The sequence below is a fragment of the Flavobacterium sp. RSP49 genome, from assembly GCF_003968735.1.
Taxonomy (GTDB): Bacteria; Bacteroidota; Bacteroidia; order Flavobacteriales; family Flavobacteriaceae; genus Flavobacterium.
Window position 1 is genome coordinate 1 of record NZ_RYDN01000005.1, and the last position, 22,189, is coordinate 22,189.

Annotated in this window: 22 protein-coding genes and 1 pseudogene; 15 read left to right on the top strand and 8 right to left on the bottom strand. The window is 34.8% G+C overall.

The annotated features are described in order from the left end of the window. Positions 1-82: 82 nt before the first annotated feature. Positions 83-1,126, bottom strand: a complete 1,044-nt coding sequence (locus EKM02_RS04020; protein WP_126452340.1) for an NAD(P)-dependent alcohol dehydrogenase — start codon at positions 1,124-1,126, stop codon at positions 83-85. A gap of 181 nt (positions 1,127-1,307) precedes the next feature. On the opposite strand from EKM02_RS04020, the pseudogene EKM02_RS14960 reads away from it, so the two are divergent. Further along, positions 1,308-1,742, top strand: a pseudogene (locus EKM02_RS14960) (DUF6526 family protein). 100 nt (positions 1,743-1,842) lie between these two features. Then, a complete protein-coding gene (locus EKM02_RS04025; protein WP_126452342.1) occupies positions 1,843-2,412 on the top strand; it encodes a pentapeptide repeat-containing protein in 570 nt (189 codons plus the stop codon). Positions 2,413-2,726: 314 nt separating this feature from the next. Here EKM02_RS04025 and EKM02_RS04030 read toward each other — a convergent pair whose 3' ends face one another. The 7 genes from EKM02_RS04030 to glyA form a co-directional block, all read right to left on the bottom strand. Beyond that, positions 2,727-2,912, bottom strand: a complete 186-nt coding sequence (locus tag EKM02_RS04030; protein WP_126452344.1) for a hypothetical protein — start codon at positions 2,910-2,912, stop codon at positions 2,727-2,729. Positions 2,913-3,293: 381 nt separating this feature from the next. Further along, positions 3,294-3,791: a GNAT family N-acetyltransferase gene (locus EKM02_RS04035; RefSeq protein WP_126452346.1), complete on the bottom strand. Its 498-nt coding sequence runs from the start codon at positions 3,789-3,791 to the stop codon at positions 3,294-3,296. A gap of 20 nt (positions 3,792-3,811) precedes the next feature. Continuing rightward, positions 3,812-5,608: an ATP-binding protein gene (locus EKM02_RS04040; RefSeq protein ID WP_126452348.1), complete on the bottom strand. Its 1,797-nt coding sequence runs from the start codon at positions 5,606-5,608 to the stop codon at positions 3,812-3,814. Positions 5,609-5,618: 10 nt separating this feature from the next. Continuing rightward, the gene (locus EKM02_RS04045) at positions 5,619-6,071 is read right to left on the bottom strand and encodes a response regulator (protein ID WP_233592225.1); all 453 of its coding nucleotides are present in this window, start codon (positions 6,069-6,071) and stop codon (positions 5,619-5,621) included. A gap of 29 nt (positions 6,072-6,100) precedes the next feature. Then, on the bottom strand, positions 6,101-6,661 hold the full coding sequence (locus EKM02_RS04050) for a helix-turn-helix domain-containing protein (RefSeq protein WP_126452350.1): 561 nt from the start codon (positions 6,659-6,661) through the stop codon (positions 6,101-6,103). Between the two features lie 195 nt (positions 6,662-6,856). Next, entirely contained in the window at positions 6,857-7,450 is a 594-nt protein-coding gene (locus EKM02_RS04055) for a tRNA-(ms[2]io[6]A)-hydroxylase (protein WP_126452352.1), read from the bottom strand. Between the two features lie 132 nt (positions 7,451-7,582). Further along, entirely contained in the window at positions 7,583-8,857 is a 1,275-nt protein-coding gene (gene glyA / locus EKM02_RS04060) for a serine hydroxymethyltransferase (RefSeq protein ID WP_126452354.1), read from the bottom strand. Between the two features lie 109 nt (positions 8,858-8,966). Between glyA and fahA the strand changes: the two genes are divergently transcribed. From fahA to argH, 13 genes are all read left to right on the top strand, one after another. Next, positions 8,967-10,250 (top strand): fumarylacetoacetase, encoded by a 1,284-nt coding sequence (fahA, locus tag EKM02_RS04065; protein ID WP_126452356.1) that lies wholly within the window; start codon positions 8,967-8,969, stop codon positions 10,248-10,250. Between the two features lie 321 nt (positions 10,251-10,571). Continuing rightward, positions 10,572-10,769, top strand: a complete 198-nt coding sequence (locus EKM02_RS15180) for a hypothetical protein (RefSeq protein ID WP_317124972.1) — start codon at positions 10,572-10,574, stop codon at positions 10,767-10,769. 129 nt (positions 10,770-10,898) lie between these two features. Beyond that, positions 10,899-11,111 (top strand): hypothetical protein, encoded by a 213-nt coding sequence (locus tag EKM02_RS15185; protein WP_317124973.1) that lies wholly within the window; start codon positions 10,899-10,901, stop codon positions 11,109-11,111. A gap of 444 nt (positions 11,112-11,555) precedes the next feature. Beyond that, positions 11,556-12,173 carry a GNAT family N-acetyltransferase gene (locus tag EKM02_RS04075; RefSeq protein ID WP_126452607.1) on the top strand — a complete coding sequence of 206 codons (618 nt, stop codon included), beginning with the start codon at positions 11,556-11,558 and terminating at the stop codon, positions 12,171-12,173. A 132-nt stretch (positions 12,174-12,305) separates the two neighbouring features. Further along, positions 12,306-13,499: an argininosuccinate synthase gene (locus EKM02_RS04080; RefSeq protein WP_126452358.1), complete on the top strand. Its 1,194-nt coding sequence runs from the start codon at positions 12,306-12,308 to the stop codon at positions 13,497-13,499. Beyond that, positions 13,492-14,469: an N-acetyl-gamma-glutamyl-phosphate reductase gene (gene argC, locus EKM02_RS04085; protein ID WP_126452360.1), complete on the top strand. Its 978-nt coding sequence runs from the start codon at positions 13,492-13,494 to the stop codon at positions 14,467-14,469. Before EKM02_RS04080 ends, argC begins: the two co-directional genes overlap by 8 nt. Positions 14,470-14,544: 75 nt before the next feature. Next, positions 14,545-15,681 (top strand): aspartate aminotransferase family protein, encoded by a 1,137-nt coding sequence (locus tag EKM02_RS04090; protein WP_126452362.1) that lies wholly within the window; start codon positions 14,545-14,547, stop codon positions 15,679-15,681. A gap of 85 nt (positions 15,682-15,766) precedes the next feature. Then, positions 15,767-16,963: a glutamate-5-semialdehyde dehydrogenase gene (locus tag EKM02_RS04095; RefSeq protein ID WP_126452364.1), complete on the top strand. Its 1,197-nt coding sequence runs from the start codon at positions 15,767-15,769 to the stop codon at positions 16,961-16,963. Positions 16,964-17,008: 45 nt separating this feature from the next. Beyond that, the gene (proB, locus tag EKM02_RS04100) at positions 17,009-17,770 is read left to right on the top strand and encodes a glutamate 5-kinase (protein ID WP_126452366.1); all 762 of its coding nucleotides are present in this window, start codon (positions 17,009-17,011) and stop codon (positions 17,768-17,770) included. 95 nt (positions 17,771-17,865) lie between these two features. After that, positions 17,866-18,813, top strand: coding sequence for an N-acetylornithine carbamoyltransferase (locus tag EKM02_RS04105; protein ID WP_126452368.1), 948 nt, complete (start codon positions 17,866-17,868; stop codon positions 18,811-18,813). 25 nt (positions 18,814-18,838) lie between these two features. Continuing rightward, on the top strand, positions 18,839-19,642 hold the full coding sequence (argB, locus tag EKM02_RS04110) for an acetylglutamate kinase (protein WP_126452370.1): 804 nt from the start codon (positions 18,839-18,841) through the stop codon (positions 19,640-19,642). 87 nt (positions 19,643-19,729) lie between these two features. Further along, positions 19,730-20,797 (top strand): M20 family metallo-hydrolase, encoded by a 1,068-nt coding sequence (locus EKM02_RS04115; RefSeq protein ID WP_126452372.1) that lies wholly within the window; start codon positions 19,730-19,732, stop codon positions 20,795-20,797. A 58-nt stretch (positions 20,798-20,855) separates the two neighbouring features. Further along, on the top strand, positions 20,856-22,136 hold the full coding sequence (gene argH / locus EKM02_RS04120) for an argininosuccinate lyase (RefSeq protein WP_126452374.1): 1,281 nt from the start codon (positions 20,856-20,858) through the stop codon (positions 22,134-22,136). Positions 22,137-22,189: the final 53 nt, after the last annotated feature.

The window sequence follows — 22,189 nt, forward strand, 5'->3', positions numbered from 1 at the left end:
CTTGCAAAAACGTTTTTGCAAGTGTTTAATTAAATATTTTTATCTAATAATCTGTATCGGTTATTCAGGACAAGACATATTTTTACAAAGTAGCCATGTCGATTACAAAACGATACCGGACATCTCCCTTTGTCATTCGGTCATACGCTTCATGTATATTTTTGATATCAATCATTTCTATTTCAGAAACAATATCATGTTCCGCACAATAATCTAACATTTCCTGAGTTTCAGGCAAGCCTCCTATAAGTGAACCTGCAAGACTTCTTCGTCCGCCTATGAGACTAAAAGCTTGGATTTCATAAGGTGTTGGTGGTACGCCTACACAAATATGCACGCCGTTTACTCTCAATAATGACAAATACAAATTTAAGTCGTGTGGCGCAGAAACAGTATCCAGAATAAAGTCAAAAGAACCAGCTACACTTTCGAGTTGTTTAGCATCTTTAGTAACGATAAAATTATGTGCTCCTAATTTTCTGGCATCGGCTTCTTTATTTGCTGATGTACTTAACACGGTAACTTCAGCTCCAAAAGAAACTCCAAATTTAACCGCCATATGTCCCAAACCTCCCAAACCAAGAACGGCTAATTTATGCCCTTTCCCAACTTTCCAATGTCTCAATGGAGAATAGGTTGTGATTCCGGCACATAATAAAGGCGCTACAGCGGCCAAAGGTAATTTATCTGAAACTTGCAAAACAAAATCTTCGTGTACTACAATGGTGTTCGAATACCCACCATAAGTAGGTGTTTTTCCGTCTTGTCCCAAAGCATTATAGGTGTCTGTTCTTCCTTTCAAACAAAATTGCTCTAATCCCTCTTTACAGTTTTCACAACTTTTACAAGAGTCTACTAGGCAACCTGTCCCTGCTATGTCCCCTATTTTAAACTTCTTTACGTGGCTTCCTACCTTTACCACTTTACCTACAATCTCATGTCCCGGAACCATTGGGTAGATCGATCCTCCCCAATCGTCTTTGATTTGGTGCAAATCACTGTGACAAACGCCACAAAACTCAATGTCGAATTGTACGTCATGTGGTCCTACTTCTCTTCTTTCGAAATCCCAAGGTGCTAAATCTGTCTTGGCATCTTGAACTGCATATCCTTTTGTAGCTATCATTTTCTTTATTTTCACTAAAATTATTAAATTTATCTTGAAAAATAAGTTGTCAAAATGTTAAATAAATCGAAAGAAATTATAAATGTCTCCTCCAGAAAAGAATACCTTGTAGTAATTGGATAGCCAATAATGCTTTAAGTCGATAGTTTTATTTATTTTTAAGTTTTTTTAATCGACATCCATCAAAGCACAATCTTTTAAAAATCACACTCGATACTATCGGCCTTATCATTTTGGTTACTATCCAATAATCATGACATTGCTGGCCTTCGGTATTTATTTTAGTTGTACCAAAAAAGATTCTTTAATATGAAAATTTATTAGTGCACTCTTTGTAATGCTTTTTTGCTTAACCTTTATGTTGCGCTAACATTATGCGTTGACCTTACAAAACCGAACTGTCCATTTAGAACTTCGGTACCGTTATTTTTCTTTTACTGAAAAAAGATTGGAAGATTTTGAATTTCAATTAAATATCTATCAACTGTTTGCGTTGCATTTTGTCTCAGATTATTAATTTCCAGCGTTAACACAAAGAGCACAGAATGAAAATCTTTTGGCAAAGGAAATTAAAAAAACGACCAGGCACTGGAAAGCGGCTGATAAAAGAGTTTAAAATTCTAAAAATAATAAGACTAATTTATCCAATCTAACAATTTCGAATTTTGTTTCTTTGTGGTGAAAAGAAAACAATAAAACTGAATTCAAAACCTAAAATGGCAGAATATTATCTAGATACTGAGTACAAATACATTACTTACGAGGAAAAAGAAGTCAATTTTAAGGAATTTGAATGCTGTACTTTTACCAATTGTAATTTCTCCCAATGCGTTTTTGTGGCGGTTACTTTCATTGATTGCACCTTCAATGATTGCACTTTTAGTAATGCCAAAATAAATTATGTTGCCTTTAGAACCGTAACTTTTAATCGGTGTGAAATCAAAGATGTCAATTTTGCCATGTGCGATAAATTAATTTTCGAAATCGCTTTTAAGGATTGTATTTTGGATTTCTCTAAATTTTATACGTTAAATATAAAAGGAACCTCCTTCTCCAATTGCAGTCTTATTGCAGTCGATTTTATGAGCACTGATCTGACCACAGTTGTTTTTGAAAACTGCGATTTATACCGTTCTGAGTTTGCAAAAGCAATTGCCAATAAAGCTGATTTTAGAACCAGCTATAATTATACAATTGATCCCCAAACTACAAAATTAAAAAAAGCCATTTTCGCTTTAGAAGGTGTGAAGGGATTGCTATACAAACATGAAATCATAGTTAAGTAGTAATTATAAAATTATTATTCCGTATTCTATAGTAATTATTCTATTAATTTATTGGGCAAAATCAGTATCGTAGGTAACCACCAATAAAGTTTGATTTTTCTCCTTAGTCAATTTATTGAAAACATCAAAAACCAAGTCACTGTTTTTCTTGTCTAAATTCCCTGTAGGCTCATCCCCATTATAATGAACGGATCATTCATCAAAGCACGTACAATTGCCACGCGCTACTTCTATCCACTACTTAATTGATTAGGCATTTTCAAAGCTTGGTCTTCCATGTTCAGTGTTTTCAAATGTTCCATAGCGTAATGCTCTTATGCTGTATCTGTATCTTTGGCTAATTTCATCCCCGGAAGCATTACATTCTTCAACACATTATATTCTGCCAATAAGTAATGAAACTGAAGCATATAACCAATTTTTTCATGTCGGATTACTGCTAATTCTTTGTCGGTTTCCCCCGTACTAAGTTCGTTATGAATTATTCTGTTGTACTTCATCACCTCTTAGTTCAAATAGTGAATACCCTTTATTGATGGGTCGTCCGGCGATACTAATTACTTTTTGCAGTGTATCATTTACGGTAGCATAAACCGTGTACTATCCATCTGCTTTTATAACTCCCGATGCGTGCACAATTTCCATAACTTCTGCTACTGAGGGTTTAATTGCTGCTACTTTATTTTTAGAACAAGAAGCCAAGTGATCACTAATACATTAAATATGGATGGTAAATTCAAACCCATTTCGCTTCTTATTTAACTTTAAAGTTGTTGCAAAGTAGTTCTATAAATAAACAACAATATCTATTTTGAAAGACCATTATTGCTTATCGCAAATTATCAACTAAAAAGCGTTGTTCAATAAGCAATCTGTGGTGATTATAGCTTTTTTTCCATTCTGTAGTCTTCCATTTTATACCCGAATTCTAGTTCAATATCTTCTTCGGCAACAATTTCAAAACCAATTTTTTTATAAAAAGACAATGCGTTGTTGAATTTATTTACGTTCAAAGAGACCGCAACCGAATTATTTTCTCTAGCCAAATTTTCAATTGTATCAATCAATAGCTTCCCTGCTCCTTTTCCTTGTGCTTCTGGAAGCAAATAAATCTTGTGCAGCCGCGTTAGGTTTTGCGCTAAATAATTATGTGAATAGGAGGCAAAACCAAGGCAAAATTCATCCTGATGTACCAAAAGAAAACGATGTCCTTTTTGGATCAAATTTTCAAGTAATGTGTGCTCTGAATAAAAGAGTTCAAGCATATAGTCAATCTGCTCTTTTGACAATATGGCTCCATAGGTTTGAGGCCAAGTTTTATAGGCAATCTCCTGAATGGTTTTTAAATCTTTCGTAGTAGCTTCTGCTATTGTTACCATTCTGTTTTTTAGTAATATAATTAAATCACATCGGTTTTTGGAATAAAAATATAAAATTTAGCTCCTACATTTGGCTTTCCTTTTACTTGTATAAAACCATTGTGGTTGTCTACAATTCTGCTGCAAATAGCCAGTCCCAGTCCGGTTCCTGAATATTTAGAATCAGTTTCCAAGCGCTTGAACAAAAGAAATATTTTTTCGGCATATTCCTGTTTGAAACCTATTCCGTTATCAGTAACAACAATCTTATAATAATCCTCTTTATTGCTTATTTTATACTCACGGACTTCTTTATCCGTAATGTTTTTCGAGGTGACACTGATTTCAGGAGCACTATCTTCCTTACTGTATTTAAGTGAATTGGAAATCAAATTTATGAAGAGCTGTTTAATTTGAAAAGGTATTGCGGTAATGGTTGGTAATTTACCTATTTGAATTTCGGCTTTTTTCTCTTCAATGTTTGATGATAAATCCTGGAGTATTTCGCCCAAAACTACATTCAAATCCGTTGTTACAAAAACTTTATCGCCTTTTATGGTTCTGGAATAATTGACTAAATCAATTAATAACGTTTGCATTCTGTTAGCTGCCACACGTACTTTAGAAAAATATTCCTTCCCTTGTCTTGAAATCAAGTCCAATTCTTTTTCTTCCAGTCTGGAAATGAACATTTGAATCTTACGAAGCGGTTCTTGCAAATCATGACTTACAATGTTATTAAAAGCTTCCAGTTCTGTATTAATATATTTTAGTTCTTTATTATTTTCTTCTAATTCAAGTGTCTTTTTATACTGATTAGTGATGTCATAATTTACTCCAATTTTTATTAAATCTCCTTTTCCATTAGTAGTAAAACTTCCAACACCCATAATATATTTGACATCACCGCTTGGTGTTAAAAACCGGAATATCATGGAAGTCGACTGGTGGTTTATCAAAGAATCCTGGTGTACTTTGGTTACATATTCTAAATCATCGGGATGTATGTATGGAATCGAATTTTCAATATTAGGTTCGAAAGCTTTAGGCTCAACTCCCATTAAACGGAATAAATTATCTGAAAAAGTATACTTTTTTGTTTCTATATTAACCATCCAATGTCCAAAACCTGCTGTTTTTTCTGCAGCGTTGTAAGATTCGTTTAGTAAATTTAAGGCGTCATTTGCTTTTTTGAGTTCGTCAATATCAACATTCATTTTTTGAAAGGAAAGCAATAAAATCAAAAGCGAGAGGATGACTAATAGAAAAGCCGTAATTAAGGAGTCCTGCAATTCAAATTGATGGTTATCATTTTGAAATTTTGTTTTTCTACTTTCCGAAAATATAATTTCAGTCACAAAGGATTTCATTTCTTCAGTGACTTTACTACTTTCGAGTAACTTTGCATTTAAATCAATCGGGCCGGAATTTTTACTTTTAGCAATAATGTAGGTTTGTCTGAATAACTTAAAGCGGTAATCGATGATTTTTTCGAGCTGTTCAATATCTTTATTTCTCAAAGCGTTATTAGCGGTCAACTCTTTTAACTTTTTGATGCTTTCCTCTATTTTTCCTCTGCTCAAAAACCGATTTTCAATATAGCTGTCCTCTTTTGTTATGATGAAACTCCGCAAACTAGTTTCGTAAATACTGATAATAGACAAAAGTTTCTCTAATTCGATTTGGGTTTCATTTGAATTTGCAATTAATTCAACTGTTGAATCCAGTTTTTCCATTTGAGAATAAAACATCGATGCAATATAACAAACCACAACGATTGCGATGGTCAAAGCTATTTTAAATACTTGAGAATTTTTATAGATTGTTAAAATTTTCATTTATTCTTTTTTATATGCTAAAGAAAAAAGTTTCTATGTTGAGTCCTGAAGAATGAAATTGCCAATTCATGTGTACTACTTCCTTGATTACTTTTTTCAACTTTATAAAGTCATTTGGCTTTTTAATATAAATATTGGCTCCTTTAATAAAAGTATCTTCAATATCTTTCTCTGAGGAAGAAGTAGAATATATCGCAATTGAAACCTCTTTAAAGCGGCTGTTGGCTCTAATCTCATTCAAACAATCCAGTCCTGTTTTTCCGGGCATATTCAAATCCAGAAATAAAACATGGGGCAACTTACTTAATGGATTTTCTAAATAATCCATCAGGTCTTTACCATCTTTAAACAGCGTTAAATCATTATTCATTTTGAGTTCTTGCAAAGCTTCACTAAAAAAAGTGCGATCATCTTCATCATCATCAGCCAGAAGAATATGCATTGAATCTTGGTGTGCAATCATAAAATAGGGAATTATTTTTTAAATTTTATTTATTCTTTGTTTGATAATTTCCTTCTTTTACCTACAATTCTTTTAAACAAGGAAGGAGTTAATCCGGTTACTTTTTTAAATTGCGTAGACAAATAGGCTACACTGCTATAGTTTAACTCATACGAAATCTCCGTTAAAGTCAGTTTCTCTTCAATTATTAATTTTTTTGCTCTTTCAATCTTTTGAATAATAATAAAATTCTCAATAGAGGTATGGGTATATTCAGAAAAAACATTAGTGATATAACCGTATCTAAAGTTCAGTTTGTCTGCTAAATATTGCGATATCGTTACGTCCGGAAATTTATCTTTATCGTACACTATTTCTATAATAGCATCTTTAATTTTTTGAATTAATTGTGCTTTTGGATTATTGATAATTTGAATCCCATATTTTTTTAAAACATCCTGAAGTGCGTTCAAATCCTCTTCTGAAATAGCATCCACAATTTCAATTTGCCCTAAGTCTAAAAGTTGATAATTAATCTCTAATTTTTCTAATTGCTCTTGCAATATAGCCCTGCAAGCTATGTTTCCATCATAATTAAAATTGAGCTTCATAGCAATAGATAATTGTTAGAATTAAATTTAAAAACATAAATATAAATCAAAAAATATGAATTTACAGCAAAAAAAAGTAGTTTAGAATTAAAACAGCACTCTTTAAAAAGAAATAAAACACAAATTACTGATTACTAGTGTAATTACGCGAATATAAATTTATTTACAATAAAAATATAAACACATAAATAGATTTTATCCATGGATTGTTTCACTATTTCCATAATTTGTTATAACATTTTCCTCAAATTCCAACCATTCTCTCCATCGTTTTTCAACATCGATTCCTACCCCATATTTACGTGCATAGGTTATAAAAGTGGTATAATGTCCTGCTTCACTTTCCATTAAATTCCTATAAAAAACAGCTAATTCTTCATCGTTGATATTCTCTGAAAGCACCTTGAAACGCTCACAGCTTCTGGCCTCTATCATAGCTGAAAACAATAACCGTTCCACTAAAGCAGAAATCCTGTTTCCGGTAGCGTTTTTTTTCATGTACAGATACAGTTCATTGACATAATCATCCTTACGCTCGCGTCCCAACTTTAGGCCGCGTTTGATGATAATGTTATGTACTTGCTCAAAATGATCAATTTCTTCTTTGGCCAAAGCCAATAAATCCTTCACTAGATCCTGATGCTCGGAGTTATTGGTGATTATTGTGATTGCATTTGTGGCTGCTTTCTGTTCGCACCAAGCGTGATCTGTGAGGATTTCCTCAATATTTTTTTCTACAATATTGACCCATCTGGGATCTGTTGGTAATTTTAATCGTAGTACGGACATTTTTTTAGTCTTAAAGTTAGAAAGTCATAAAGTTAGAAAGTCATAAAGCCGAAAGTCAAAAACTAAGACAGAATATTAAATTCTAATCAAGGACTTTCGACTTTCGACTTTAAAAACTTTAAGACGTATTTTTTAGTATACGAAGATAGCTCTTTCGCTCATCATTTCGTTTACTTTATTGGCTACTTCTTCGATAATGTTTTCATCCGTATGGTTCATTAATACCCGGTCTATTAATGCCACAATGGTTTCCATATCTTCCTCAACCAGACCACGAGTGGTAATAGCTGGAGTTCCTACACGAATACCTGAGGTTACAAATGGTGATTTATCATCAAATGGAACCATATTTTTATTTACTGTAATTTCTGCTTTTACTAGTGCATTCTCAGCCTCTTTCCCAGAAATATTTTTATTTCTTAAATCAATCAACATCATGTGATTATCCGTACCTCCAGAAATGATTTCATAGCCTCTTTTTACAAAAGCATCAGCCATAGCATTAGCATTTTTTTGTAATTGCAACGCGTAAATAAAAAATTCATCTTTCAAAGCTTCGCCAAACGCGACTGCTTTTGCAGCAATAATATGCATTAACGGACCACCTTGATTTCCTGGGAAAACGGCCAAGTCTAATAAGGAAGACATCATTCTGATTTCTCCTTTTGGAGTGGTTAAACCAAATGGATTTTCGAAATCTTTACCCATCAAAATTAATCCTCCACGAGGGCCACGCAATGTTTTGTGAGTTGTGGTAGTTACAATATGGCAATGGGGCAATGGATCATTCATCAAGCCTTTGGCGATTAGCCCAGCAGGGTGAGAAATATCTGCCAATAAAATAGCGCCAACACTATCAGCAATTACTCTGAATCGCTCAAAATCCATATCACGAGAATAAGCCGAAGCGCCTGCAATGATTAGTTTTGGTTGCTCTTTAGTGGCTATTTCTTGAATCTTATCGTAATTTAACCGTCCAGTTTCTTTGTCAACACCATAAAAAGACGGAGTATACAAACGACCAGAGAAGTTTACAGGAGAACCATGCGTTAAGTGCCCACCATGAGACAAGTCAAAACCTAAAATTTTATCTCCTGGTTTAATACAAGCGTGGTAAACCGCTGTATTGGCTTGAGAACCAGAATGTGGCTGTACATTTGCATATGCAGCACCAAATAATTCTTTAGCTCGATCAATAGCAATTTGTTCCACAATATCAACTACTTCACAACCGCCGTAGTATCTTTTGCCGGGATACCCTTCAGCATATTTGTTAGTTAAAACAGACCCAGCTGCTTCCATTACTTCATCACTTACGAAGTTTTCCGAAGCGATAAGTTCTAATCCGTGAATTTGTCTTTCTTGTTCTTCCAGAATAAGGTCGAAAATTTGTTCGTCGCGTTGCATTTCTTTGATTTTCGTTAATTTTGATGCAAAAATACAAAAAAACGTTTGGTTAATAGTTAGATTATAATATATTTGATGAGTAATTTTTTAACAAAATAATTAACAAAATATGCCGATAACAGCTAACGATACCAATAGAAAGTCCTGGCTAGAAGTACCATTCAATAATGATTTTCCCATTCAAAATATTCCTTTTGGTGTTTTTTTAACCAAAGAAAACATCGTAACAGTTGGAACTAGAATTGGAGATTTCGCAATCGATTTGGGAGCTTTACAACAATTAAATTATTTTGAAGGGATAGAACTGACCGATGATATGTTCATGCAGGATACCTTGAATGATTTTATATCTGATGGTCAAAAAACATGGCGTTTAGTGCGAAACCGAATTGCGGAGCTTTTCGATATAACCAATTCAAAATTACAAGACAATCCAAAAGACCGTGATATTGTAATTTTTAAAATGGAAGATGTCGAAATGCAGTTGCCCGTTTTAATTGGTGATTACACGGACTTTTACTCCAGTAAAGAACATGCCACAAATGTCGGGAAGATGTTTCGCGACCCTGAAAATGCATTACTTCCCAATTGGCTTCATATTCCTGTTGGATATCACGGCAGAAGTTCTACGATCGTTCCTTCTGGAATACCTGTGCACAGGCCTATGGGACAAACTTTACCTACTGGGGAAACCACACCAGTTTTTGGTTCTTCCCGGTCTGTTGATTTTGAACTCGAAACCGCTTTTATAACAACAGATGTTAATATTATGGGAGAGAATATTTCTGTAAGCGAAGCAGAAGATTATATTTTCGGAATGGTTTTATTGAATGATTGGAGTGCTCGTGATATTCAAAAATGGGAATACGTGCCGCTAGGCCCCTTTTTAGCAAAAAACTTTGCCACTTCTATTTCACCCTGGATTGTTACCATGGATGCTTTGGAACCCTTTAGAACAAGGGGACCCAAACAAGAACCAACGCCACTTCCCTATTTGCAACAAAAAGGAAAACATTCTTTTGACATTAATTTAGAAGTAGCCATTCAACCTGAAAAATCAGAAGCAACTGTGATTTCACGTTCGAATTTCAAATATATGTATTGGACCATGAGTCAGCAATTAGCACACCATACCTCTAATGGTTGCCGAGTAAATTCTGGCGACATGATGGGTTCAGGCACCATTTCGGGCCCTACACCAGACAGTTACGGTTCCATGTTAGAACTATCATGGGGCGGAAAAAATCCCATCAAGTTAAAGGATGGAACTGAACGTAAATTCATTAATGATAATGATACTGTTATTATGAAAGGATATTGTCTAAACGGACGAGTACGTATTGGCTTTGGTGAAGTTTCCAGCAAACTGCTCCCTCCTTTTGTTCGCAAATAAAAAATAAAATACTCTATCAAAAACCTAACAATTGTACTCTTTTTGTTAGGTTTTTTTATGGCTTTTTTTTAAGCTTTAAACTAAAAACCAAAAAAACCGCTTAAAATAAACTGCCGGAACAACACCATTATTTAATACTAAACCACAGGGAAAAAATCATCTTTTTATTCTCTTTTTTTGTACTACTCTCTTCACGTATCGTAAAGCAAACCCAAAACTTTTTAAGCTCCGGAAATTAAGATCAGGCAATTGATAATGCGATTTCGAATTTGAATACCAATAAAGGCAAAAAAAGCAAGCAGGAATATGTTTACCTGCTAGATGATGCTAAATTTTAAAGGTTTTGATTATGTTTCGGTTTACACTAAAAACGAAACAAATATGATTATTCCGGTTCATCTTCAAAATGATTTGTTGGACTTCAGCACATTGGAATTAAACACTAAATGGACTGTTTACCTCAGCAACAAACAAAAAGGAATTGGGTATGATTATGGAATGGCAATCCATTTTAGATAAATTTATATTTCGTCAGCACAAATTAAAGAAAGAGAAATTGTAAAATAACGCATCATCAAAGACGGTGTCAAGAAACTGATTGATACTACTGGGAAAGAAGTTTTAGACTAAAAAGGAAAAGTGGTTACGGTGGATAACCTCAAAACTATAAATGCCTCTTACAAAGGAGACCGACTCGCCACTGATGATAATTATTCTTATTTTGACAGAAGTCCAATTCCTTTTCCTAGTAGCGAACAAATGGTTTATGATACCGGAAAAGATTTAAAACCTAAAATTAGAGAAATCATCAACCAAAACGAGTTTAGAAACTTATGTTCTCAAGACTTTACGATTCGATAAACGCCTTGACACTTATACTTGTAAATGCGTTTTTCTTGGATTAAAAAAAAACAACAATCCATTAAAATTTTGTTACAAAAGACAAAATTAGCGCTGTGTTATCAAAATATGTGTACTTTTGTACTAATGAATAAATTAAGTTTACATATTATTTCTTTGTTACGGACAAACAGTCGTTCTACTTCTCCCGAAGTACGGATACTATCACTATAGTACCCAAAAGCTGTTTCGTATCTTTATTCATTTTATTTTTTTGTTTTGAAATCATCGCCATTTTCCACTGGATCAATCTATCCACAAATTAAAACTAAGGCATCATTAGTGTACTTTAATCCATTTTATCGTACTGCCCTGAACCGTTTTGATAAAATAATAGATTTTAGAAAAAATGCATTTCAAAAAAGACCCCTAAATCATTTTATAACTCAAAATCCAGCTTTTGAAATGAACATTTCTATCATAACAACTCAGGAAGAACATTATAAGTATTCGCAGGAAATATGCGAAACCATAGAATTATCCGCACTATTGAGAGGCACAGGAATTGCTAAAAGAACTCCTGAATACATCCAAAAAAAAATGGAAAACAAAGATGCTGTTATCGCATTAATCGATGGAAAATTTGCTGGTTTTTGTTATATCGAAAGTTGGGAACACGGTAAATATGTGGCCCATTCGGGATTAATTGTTCATCCTGAATATAGAAATTTAGGTTTGGCAAAAAAAATAAAATCATTTGTTTTTGACTATTCTTTAGAGAAATATCCGAATGCCAAAATATTCGGAATTACAACTGGACTAGCCGTTATGAAAATCAATTCTGATTTAGGTTACAAACCAGTTCCCTTTTCGGAATTGACAACTGACCCTACCTTTTGGGCCGGTTGTAAAACCTGTACCAATTATGAAATTCTAAAAAGTAAAGACAACAAAATGTGTTTATGCACCGGAATGTTGTTTGATCCAAAAGAAAAGCTAAAACATCCGCCAAAACATCCATTTAACATAAAAGTTCTCAATAGATTAAAATCAATTAAACAAGCGCTTTTCTTAAAAAAATAATCCCCTCCCCAGCCCTCCCCGAAGGGGAAGGAGCCGAAGAGAAAAATAAAATAATCATAACAAAAAATTCCCCTTTGCCAGTTTCGGCTTCCCCGCCTTCGGAGGGGCTGGGGGGAAGAAAAAACAATAATTATGAAAAAAGTTGTATTAGCTTATAGCGGAGGATTAGATACCTCATATTGCCTAAAATATTTAAAAAACGAAAAAGGATATGAAGTTCATACCGTTCTTATAAATACAGGCGGATTTGATGATGCCGAACTAGCTGCTATTGAAGAAAGAGCCTACGAATTAGGAAGTGCGCAACATGCAAATCTTACCATTGTAGATAAATATTATGATAAAGCCATTAAATATTTGATTTACGGAAATGTATTGAAAAATAACACCTATCCATTGTCCGTAAGTGCAGAGCGTGTTTTTCAAGCAATTGAAGCAATAAAATATGCAAAATCTGTTGGTGCCGAAGCAATTGCCCACGGAAGTACTGGTGCAGGAAATGATCAAATTCGTTTTGATTTAATTTTCCAAACCATTGCTCCCGAAATTGAAATCATAACTCCTATTAGAGATTTAAAATTATCAAGACAAGAAGAAGTTGATTACTTGGCTAAAAATGGAGTTCATTATTCTTGGGAAAAAGCACAATATTCCATTAATAAAGGATTATGGGGAACCAGCGTAGGTGGTAAAGAAACATTGACCTCAAATCAAACTTTGCCAAGTGAAGCGTACCCTTCTCAACTGCAAAAAACTGGAGAAGAAAAAGTGACTCTACAATTTGAAAAAGGACAATTAGTAGGCATCAACGGGACATTGGATACCCCAACAAAAAACATCGTTGCCTTAGAAAAACTGGCAAATGCATATGCTATAGGTAGAGACACGCACGTGGGCGACACCATTATCGGAATTAAAGGAAGAGTTGGTTTTGAAGCCGCTGCACCTTTAATCATCATCAAAGCACACCATTTGTTAGAGAAACATACGCTAGGTAAATGGCAACAATACTGGAAAGAACAACTGGGAAACTGGTACGGAATGTTGTTTCATGAAGGACAATTTCTAGATCCTGTGATGAGAAACATCGAGGCATTTCTGGAAGATACCCAAACCACAGTTAACGGAACTGTTATCGTTTCTCTAAAACCATATCACTTTACATTGGACGGTATTGAATCTGAAAATGATTTAATGAATACCACTTTTGGTCAATACGGTGAAATGAACAACGCTTGGACCTCAGACGATGCCAAAGGATTTATAAAAATTCTGGGGAATGCCCAAAACATATTTTCATCTGTAAACAAACTGACCCATGATTAATATTGGAATAATTGGCGGTTCAGGTTACACTGCGGGAGAACTCATCAGAATATTGATGTTTCATCCCAATGCTACACTTGATTTTGTTTACAGCACGACAAACGCCGGAAAACCACTTCATGTCGCACATCACGATTTAATGGGTGATATCGAAATGAATTTTACCGATACTGTAAATCCAAATGTGAATGTAGTTTTCTTATGTTTAGGACACGGTAAATCAAAATCGTTTTTAGAGAACAATCAATTTGCGAGTCATACCAAAATTATCGATTTAGGAAATGATTTCAGATTAACAAAAAATGCAGCTTTTGATAGTAAAACTTTTGTTTACGGTTTGCCTGAATTGAATAAAGCGGTTATTAAAAACGCTCAATTTATCGCTAATCCAGGTTGTTTTGCGACAGCAATTCAACTAGCATTATTGCCATTGACCAAAAATGAAATGCTTACGACTGATGTTCATATCAATGCCACAACCGGAAGCACGGGAGCTGGAGTCTCGCCTTCGGCAACAACACATTTTAGTTGGAGATCTAACAATATGTCACATTATAAAGCTTTTGAACACCAACATTTAGGCGAAATAAACCAAAGTGTCAACCAATTGCAGGCGGATTATACCAGTGAATTGATTTTTGTTCCCAACAGGGGGGATTTTGCCAGAGGAATTTTCGCAACATTATACACTACAATCGAAGAAAGTCTGGAAGATATAGTTTCAAAATATGAAGCTTTTTACAAAGACCACCCTTTTGTAACAGTTACAACCACTGAAATTAACATGAAACAAGTAGTTCAAACAAACAAATGTATTATTAGTTTAATGAAAAAAGGAAACCGGTTATTGATTACTTCAGTAATTGATAATTTGACAAAAGGAGCCTCAGGTCAAGCCGTACAAAACATGAATCTACTATTTGGACTGGATGAAACCACAGGTTTACATTTGAAACCAAGCGGTTTCTAGAGGTTTATTTGGTTAATCGTTAATTCGGTTAATCGATTAAACAAATAACCAATTAACCGATTAAACTTAAAAAAAATGAACTTATTTGACGTTTACCCATTATACAACATCACTCCTGTAAAAGCACTGGATTGCACTATTACAGACGAAAAAGGAGTAGAATATTTAGATTTATATGGTGGTCATGGAGTAATTTCCATTGGACACACACAACCTGATTATGTTGCCAAATTAAAAAATCAATTGGATAATATCGGTTTTTATTCGAATGCGATTCAGAATCCATTGCAAGTAGAATTAGCAGAGAAATTAGGGAAACTCTCCGGATTAGAAGACTACGCTTTATTCTTGTGCAGTTCTGGAGCTGAAGCCAATGAAAACGCTTTGAAATTAGCCTCTTTTCACAACAATAAAACAAGAGTAATCGCTTTTGATAACTCTTTTCATGGAAGAACTTCGGCGGCAGTTGCGGTTACAGATAACAAAAAAATTGTTGCGCCAATCAATGCACAACAAATCGTTACTTTTTTGCCATTGAATAGCATCGAGTTGGTAGAAAACGAACTAAAAAAAGGAGATGTTTCTTCTGTTATAATTGAAGGAATTCAAGGAGTTGGAGGTTTAGACCAAGGAACAACTGAATTTTTTCAGGAATTAGAAAAAATGTGTGCAGCATACGATGCCGTTTTAATTTTGGATGAAGTGCAATCAGGATACGGAAGAAGCGGAAAGTTTTTTGCACACCAACATCATGATATCAAAGCAGATATTATTTGTCTGGCCAAAGGAATGGGTAACGGATTTCCTATTGGCGGAATCTTGATTTCACCAAAATTCACAGCGAGTTATGGATTATTGGGAACTACTTTCGGTGGAAACCATTTGGCTTGCGCCGCTGGAATTGCTGTTTTGGATGTGATTGAAAGCCAAAAATTAATGGATAACGTAAATGACGTTTACGCCTATTTTTTAGAAGCAATTAAACAAGTTCCTGAAGTTATCCAAGTAAAAGGAAGGGGATTAATGCTAGGAGTAGAATTTGATTTTGACGTAAGTGCACTTCGTAAAAAAATGATTATGGACAAGCATATTTTTACCGGAAATGCGAACAATAAAAACTTATTAAGAATCCTTCCTCCATTGACAATCAAGAAAGAAGCAATTGATACTTTTATTGTAGCTTTACAAGAAACATTGGCAGAATTGAAATGATTTTTTAAACATATAAGTCATCTAACCTCTTAAACTTTTGTGCCTTATATGTTTATATTTTTTTAAAATAGTAAACCAAAAACTAATGAACCACGTATTAGCAATAGAAAAACGAAATGCCGTTTTAAGCCATATGGCTAAACTTCTTGAACTAGAAAGAGCCAACCTTAAAACGGTGAATCAACAGGATATCAATAATTATTCTGGGGATGATTTGGCTATGGAAAAACGTTTACTCGTTGATGACGCCAAAATTGACGGTATGATTTTGTCCCTGCAACAATTAACCAGTCAGGAAGATCCTATTGGCGTAGAACGTTTTAATTTCGACCATGAAAACGGAATGAAAATCATCAATAAAACAGCGGCTTTTGGAACCATAATGATTATTTATGAATCCAGACCCGATGTTACTGTTGAAGCTGGCGGAATCGCTTTTAAATCCGGAAATAAAATTCTATTGAAAGGCGGAAAAGAATCTTTGCAATCCAACTTGAAAATTGTGGAATTGTGGCATCAGGCTTTAATAACAAACAATGTATCAAAGGAATGGGTGGAATATTTGAATTACAATCGGGAAGAAACACAAACGTTTTTAGAAAAACCAACGCAAAAATTGGACTTAATCGTTCCTCGTGGTGGCGAGAACTTAATCGCTTTTGTAAAAAAACACGCTACTTGTCCCGTAATAATTAGTGGTCGAGGTAATAATTTTGTGTATGTAAATGCTGATGCAGATTTAGAACAAGCACTTGCTATTATAATTAACGGAAAAACCTCAAATATTTCGGTTTGCAATGCTTTGGATAAAGTTTTAATTGATACAAATCTTGAAAACTGGGAAGCTTTTGCAAAAAAAATAACTACCGAATTACAACAAAGAAACGTTACGATTTTGGGAGATGAAAGCATTTCCAGGGCAACAGCTGTTCCTCAGATTGAATCGGATTTAATTTGGTACGAAGAGTTTTTGGATTATAAAATTGTTATTGGAACAACCAATTCGGATCAGGAAGCGATTGACAAAATAAATAAATATTGTGGTGGACATTCCGCTTCGATAATCACAAAAAATGATGCAATTGCCCAGGAATTCATGGAAAATGTAGATACGGCAGCCGTATATCAAAACGCCTCTACCCGATTCACGGATGGAGGACAGTTTGGTTTAGGTGGCGAATTGGCGATAAGCACGGACAAATTACACCAACGTGGGCCAATGGGCTTGCAACATCTAGTTACTAATAAGTGGTATATTTACGGAAATGGACAAATCAGGTAAAAATTAGTAGAGACAAGTTGCGACTTGTCTAAACAAAAAATAAAAATGGCCAAAAAAAGAATTTTATTAAAGTTAGGAAGCAATACATTAACCAAAGAAACCAATCACATTTCGAGAGGAAAGATTGAAGATATTGGAATGCAAATAGCAGTTTTACAAGACGAGTACGAGTTTATCATTGTGAGTTCGGGCGCGATTGCTGCGGCCAAACAATTTGTAAAACTGGACAACCACGACAAAGATGTTTTTGTAAAACAAGCACTAGCTTCGATTGGTCAGCCACATTTAATGCGGATTTATCATGAAAATTTCCGCGATTTAGGATTGCTGATTTCGCAATGTTTACTTTCTTATTCTGATTTTGAAAAAGAACAATCTAAAGTAAATATCGTAAACACCATCAATGTGTTAGTCAAAAATAATTACATCCCAATTATCAATGAAAATGATACCGTGGCAACGGATGAGATTCGGTTTGGTGATAATGATAAATTAGCTGCTCTAACAGCCGTTTTATTAAATGTTGACCTTCTGATTATCGCCACCAATACGAATGGGATTTATACCAAAGCATCCATCCATGATGCCGTTCCTGAAACCATTTCTTTGGTAACTGATTTAAAAGTATTGGAAAAAGAAATCGGCGATTCAAAATCCTCACACGGAACTGGCGGAATGCAGTCTAAAATTGAAGCATCGGCAATCGCCAAAGCCGCTACTATCGAAACCTGGATTGTAAATGGCTTGGAAGACAATTTTATTTTGAAAGCTTTAAAAAACGAAATACCATTTACTAAAATTGTATAAATGTTGATGCGGTTAATCGTTAATTCGGTTAATTTATTAAACACACGAGCAAAGCGAACTGACGAAGTAAATAACCGATTAAACAAATTAAGATAATGAACTACATATCCATACAAAACATAGATTCGCTCGACGAATGGGTGAAACAAGCCTTAAAAATCAAAAAAAAACCACTTAAAAATAAAAAACTGGGTAAGAACAAAACCTTAGGAATGTTGTTTTTTAATTCCAGTTTAAGAACACGTTTGAGTACACAAAAAGCAGCTTTAAATTTGGGAATGAACGTCATGGTAATGAATTTCACCAGCGAAGGTTGGACATTAGAATTTGAAGATGGAGCCATCATGAACTCCGGTGCTTCGGAACATATTAAAGAAGCGGCTGCAGTAGTTTCTCAATATTGCGATATAATTGCCATCAGGGCTTTTGCCGGATTGGTAGACAAAGAAAAAGACAATGCCGAAACCGTTCTTATGGGTTTCTTAAAATACGCCACGGTACCGGTTGTCAATATGGAAAGTGCTACAGGACATCCATTACAATCACTAGCCGATGCAATTACAATGGCTGAACACAAAACGGAACACCGTCCAAAAGTAGTTTTGACTTGGGCACCACATCCTAAAGCTTTACCTCAAGCGGTACCCAATTCCTTTGTGGAAATGATGCAATTACAAGAGGCTGATTTTGTAATTACGCATCCTGAAGGCTACGAATTGAATCCTGAAATCACGAAAGACTCCAAGATTGAATACGACCAAGACAAAGCTTTCGAAAACGCCGATTTTATCTATGCCAAAAACTGGAGCAATTATAACGAGTATGGTCAGATTACAAATTCCGACCCAAATTGGACCGTAACGACCGACAAAATGAAACTGACCAACAACGCTAAATTTATGCACTGTTTGCCAGTAAGACGTAACGTAATTGTAACGGATGAAGTGATTGACAGCGAAAATTCAATTGTTATCGAACAAGCCAATAATAGAACCTATGCCGCGCAATTAGTGTTGCAGAAGATTTTAGAAAGTGGAAAATAGAGAAAAGATTTTTAAAATATTAAAAATGAGTCCAAAACCCAAAACCCAGAACCTAAAATCCCTTTCAATCATAAAAATTGGTGGAAACATCATTGATAACCCAACGGAATTGTCACAATTTTTATCCGATTTTTCTAAGATTGAAGGCTACAAAATACTCGTTCATGGCGGAGGAAAATCAGCTACCAAAATGGCCGAAAGCATTGGTTTAATTCCACAAATTATTGATGGAAGACGCATCACCGATGCCGCTATGCTTGATGTAGTTGTGATGATTTATGCAGGTCAGATCAACAAAAATATTGTTGCCCAATTACAATCAAAATCAACCAATGCGATGGGGTTCTCTGGTGCTGATGGGAATTTAATTCAATCGGATAAAAGAAACCATCCTACAATCAATTATGGTTTTGTGGGCGATGTAAAAAAAGTGAATACGGAATTGTTAGAAACATTACTTTCAACTGGAATAGTTCCTGTATTTTGCGCAATAACACACGATGGAAAAGGACAATTATTAAACACGAATGCCGATACCATTGCCAGTGAATTGGCGATTGCTTTATCGGAAGTTTTTGATGTCACTTTGAATTATTGCTTCGAAAAACCCGGCGTTTTATATGATGCCGAAGATGATTCTTCCGTAATCGAGAACATAAATCAAGAGTTGTATTCTAAATTAAAAGTCGAAGGCGCCATACATTCTGGCATGATCCCTAAATTAGACAACTGTTTCAACAGTTTATGCAAGGGAGTTCAAAAAATAAAAATTGGTCATCACCGAATGTTGAAAGATTCAAAGGCAATTTGCACACGTATCAAATTATAAAAAAAGTTGAACACAAATTTCACAGATTTGCACAAAATTTTTTATTTCAATTAAAAAAAAATCTGTGAATCCGTGGCTAAAATAAGTATGAAAAATATAGAAATTCTTACACAAGAAGCCATTTCGCTATTAAAAGCACTGATTGAAACGCCTTCATTTTCAAGTGAAGAAGACCAAACTGCACTTTTAATCGAAAATTGGTTTACACAAAATAGTATTCCTTTCGAAAGAGAGAATAACAATATTTGGGCTTTCAATAAACATTTTGATACCACCAAACCTACGCTATTACTCAATTCGCACCACGATACTGTAAAACCAAACCAAGGTTATACTAATGATCCATTTGAAGCTATCGTAAAAGACGGCAAATTATTTGGACTGGGAAGCAATGATGCGGGAGGTTGTCTGGTTTCACTTTTAGCCACTTTTGTACATTTTTATTCGCATGAGAATCTGCCTTACAATATTGTGATGGTAGCTTCAGCCGAAGAAGAAAGCAGCGGGAAAAATGGATTAAACAGCGTATTGAAACATTTACCGAAACTTGAATGTGCGATTGTGGGAGAACCTACATTGATGCAATTGGCCGTAGCCGAAAAAGGATTATTGGTACTCGATGTCATCGTAAAAGGCACTGCAAGTCACGCTGCACACAACAATCCTGATAATCCTATTTACAATGCGATACCCGTTATCGAATGGTTTAACAGCTATCAATTCGAAAAAATATCGGAGGTTTTAGGTCCTGTAAAAATGACCGTAACACAAGTCACTGCAGGTAAACAACACAACGTAGTTCCCGCCGAATGTCATTTGGTTGTCGATATCAGAGTGAATGATCGTTATAATAATCAAGAAATATTAGATATTGTAAAAAAACATTTGACTGCCGAAGTCAATCCACGTTCGATGCATTTAAATGCGTCATCAATTCCTGTTGCACACGAATTAGTACAAGCAGGAATCACATTGGGAAGAACCACGTATGGATCGCCTACCCTTTCGGATCAATCGGTTTTGAGTTGTCAATCCTTGAAATTAGGACCTGGTGAAACCCTGCGGTCACACTCGGCAGACGAATTTATATTTATAAACGAAATAGAAGAAGGAATTCAATTGTATATCAAAATACTAACTGATTTTTTTAAATAATAATAATAATCTGTAGGGACAAGTCGCGACTTGTCCCTACGAAAAAAAAATAAAAATCATGAAACTTTGGGAAAAAGGAATACCAACAGATAAACAAATAGAACATTTCACCGTTGGTAACGACAGAGAACTGGATTTAGTGCTGGCAAAATACGATGCTTTAGGTTCTATAGCACATGCAAAAATGCTGGGACAAATTGGTCTTCTAACAGACTCCGAAACCGTTTCTCTGGTTTTGGCTTTGGAAGAAATTATAAGAGACGTTGAAAACGGTAAATTCGAAATCGAAGACAGTTTCGAGGACGTACATTCTAAAATCGAGTATCTATTAACGGTAAAATTAGGCGATGCCGGAAAAAAAATTCATACTGCTCGTTCTCGTAACGACCAAGTTTTGGTAGACGTTAATTTGTATCTAAAAGACGTGGTTAAAGAACTAAAGCAACAAGTAAAAAGTCTTTTTGATTTACTAATGGAATCGGCCGAAAAACATCAAAATATTTTATTGCCAGGATATACTCACCTTCAAATTGCGATGCCTTCTTCTTTTGGAATGTGGTTTTCTGCCTATGCCGAAACCTTAATTGATGATGTAACGATGCTGAATGCCGCTTTGAAAATTGTAGACCAAAATCCATTAGGTTCGGCCGCAGGTTACGGAAGTTCGTTTCCTATCGATAGAACATTTACGACTAAAGAATTAGGGTTTGAAACCTTAAAATTCAATTCTGTAGCGGCACAAATGAGCCGTGGAAAATCAGAAAAAACGGTTGCTTTTGCCATGAGTAGTGTTGCTGCAACTTTGGCAAAATTTTCTATGGATGTTTGTTTGTATATGAGTCAGAATTTTGATTTCATCACTTTGCCTGCCCATCTTACAACAGGCTCGAGTATCATGCCGCATAAGAAAAATCCGGATGTTTTTGAATTGATTCGTGGAAAATGCAACAAGATTCAAGCATTGCCATACGAAATTACTTTAATTACCAACAACCTTCCTAGTGGTTATCACAGAGATTTACAATTGTTGAAAGAAGGTTTATTTCCAGCAATTCAAAACCTGAAAGCATGTTTAGATATCGCTATTTTTGCGATTAAAGACATTGAGGTAAAAGAACACATTTTAGACGATAAAAAATACGATTATTTGTTTACGGTAGATTCCTTAAACGAAATGGTTGTTGCAGGAATGCCTTTTAGAGATGCGTATAAAGCCGTTGCTGAGCAATTAGAAAATGGTACTTTCCAATCTCCAAAAGAAACCAAACATACACACGAAGGAAGTATTAACAACCTTTGTTTAGCAGAAATAAAAGAAAAAATGATGAATGCTTACTAATCATCTCATCGATTTGTCCACAAAATAAAACCGCAGATTCGCTAACTAATGGC

Excerpts from the sequence above, each read along its gene's own strand:
- argC (WP_126452360.1), top strand. The coding sequence starts at position 13,492 with ATGATTAATATTGGAATAATTGGCGGTTCAGGTTACACTGCGGGAGAA.
- EKM02_RS04025 (WP_126452342.1), top strand. The coding sequence starts at position 1,843 with ATGGCAGAATATTATCTAGATACTGAGTACAAATACATTACTTACGAG.
- EKM02_RS04090 (WP_126452362.1), top strand. The coding sequence starts at position 14,545 with ATGAACTTATTTGACGTTTACCCATTATACAACATCACTCCTGTAAAA.
- EKM02_RS04035 (WP_126452346.1), bottom strand. The coding sequence starts at position 3,791 with ATGGTAACAATAGCAGAAGCTACTACGAAAGATTTAAAAACCATTCAG.
- EKM02_RS04115 (WP_126452372.1), top strand. The coding sequence starts at position 19,730 with ATGAAAAATATAGAAATTCTTACACAAGAAGCCATTTCGCTATTAAAA.
- EKM02_RS04055 (WP_126452352.1), bottom strand. The coding sequence starts at position 7,450 with ATGTCCGTACTACGATTAAAATTACCAACAGATCCCAGATGGGTCAAT.
- EKM02_RS04075 (WP_126452607.1), top strand. The coding sequence starts at position 11,556 with ATGAACATTTCTATCATAACAACTCAGGAAGAACATTATAAGTATTCG.
- EKM02_RS15180 (WP_317124972.1), top strand. The coding sequence starts at position 10,572 with ATGATGCTAAATTTTAAAGGTTTTGATTATGTTTCGGTTTACACTAAA.
- glyA (WP_126452354.1), bottom strand. The coding sequence starts at position 8,857 with ATGCAACGCGACGAACAAATTTTCGACCTTATTCTGGAAGAACAAGAA.
- EKM02_RS04080 (WP_126452358.1), top strand. The coding sequence starts at position 12,306 with ATGAAAAAAGTTGTATTAGCTTATAGCGGAGGATTAGATACCTCATAT.
- fahA (WP_126452356.1), top strand. The coding sequence starts at position 8,967 with ATGCCGATAACAGCTAACGATACCAATAGAAAGTCCTGGCTAGAAGTA.
- EKM02_RS04020 (WP_126452340.1), bottom strand. The coding sequence starts at position 1,126 with ATGATAGCTACAAAAGGATATGCAGTTCAAGATGCCAAGACAGATTTA.
- proB (WP_126452366.1), top strand. The coding sequence starts at position 17,009 with ATGGCCAAAAAAAGAATTTTATTAAAGTTAGGAAGCAATACATTAACC.
- EKM02_RS04095 (WP_126452364.1), top strand. The coding sequence starts at position 15,767 with ATGAACCACGTATTAGCAATAGAAAAACGAAATGCCGTTTTAAGCCAT.
- argB (WP_126452370.1), top strand. The coding sequence starts at position 18,839 with ATGAGTCCAAAACCCAAAACCCAGAACCTAAAATCCCTTTCAATCATA.
- EKM02_RS04030 (WP_126452344.1), bottom strand. The coding sequence starts at position 2,912 with ATGAAGTACAACAGAATAATTCATAACGAACTTAGTACGGGGGAAACC.
- argH (WP_126452374.1), top strand. The coding sequence starts at position 20,856 with ATGAAACTTTGGGAAAAAGGAATACCAACAGATAAACAAATAGAACAT.
- EKM02_RS04045 (WP_233592225.1), bottom strand. The coding sequence starts at position 6,071 with ATGATTGCACACCAAGATTCAATGCATATTCTTCTGGCTGATGATGAT.
- EKM02_RS04040 (WP_126452348.1), bottom strand. The coding sequence starts at position 5,608 with ATGAAAATTTTAACAATCTATAAAAATTCTCAAGTATTTAAAATAGCT.
- EKM02_RS04050 (WP_126452350.1), bottom strand. The coding sequence starts at position 6,661 with ATGAAGCTCAATTTTAATTATGATGGAAACATAGCTTGCAGGGCTATA.
- EKM02_RS04105 (WP_126452368.1), top strand. The coding sequence starts at position 17,866 with ATGAACTACATATCCATACAAAACATAGATTCGCTCGACGAATGGGTG.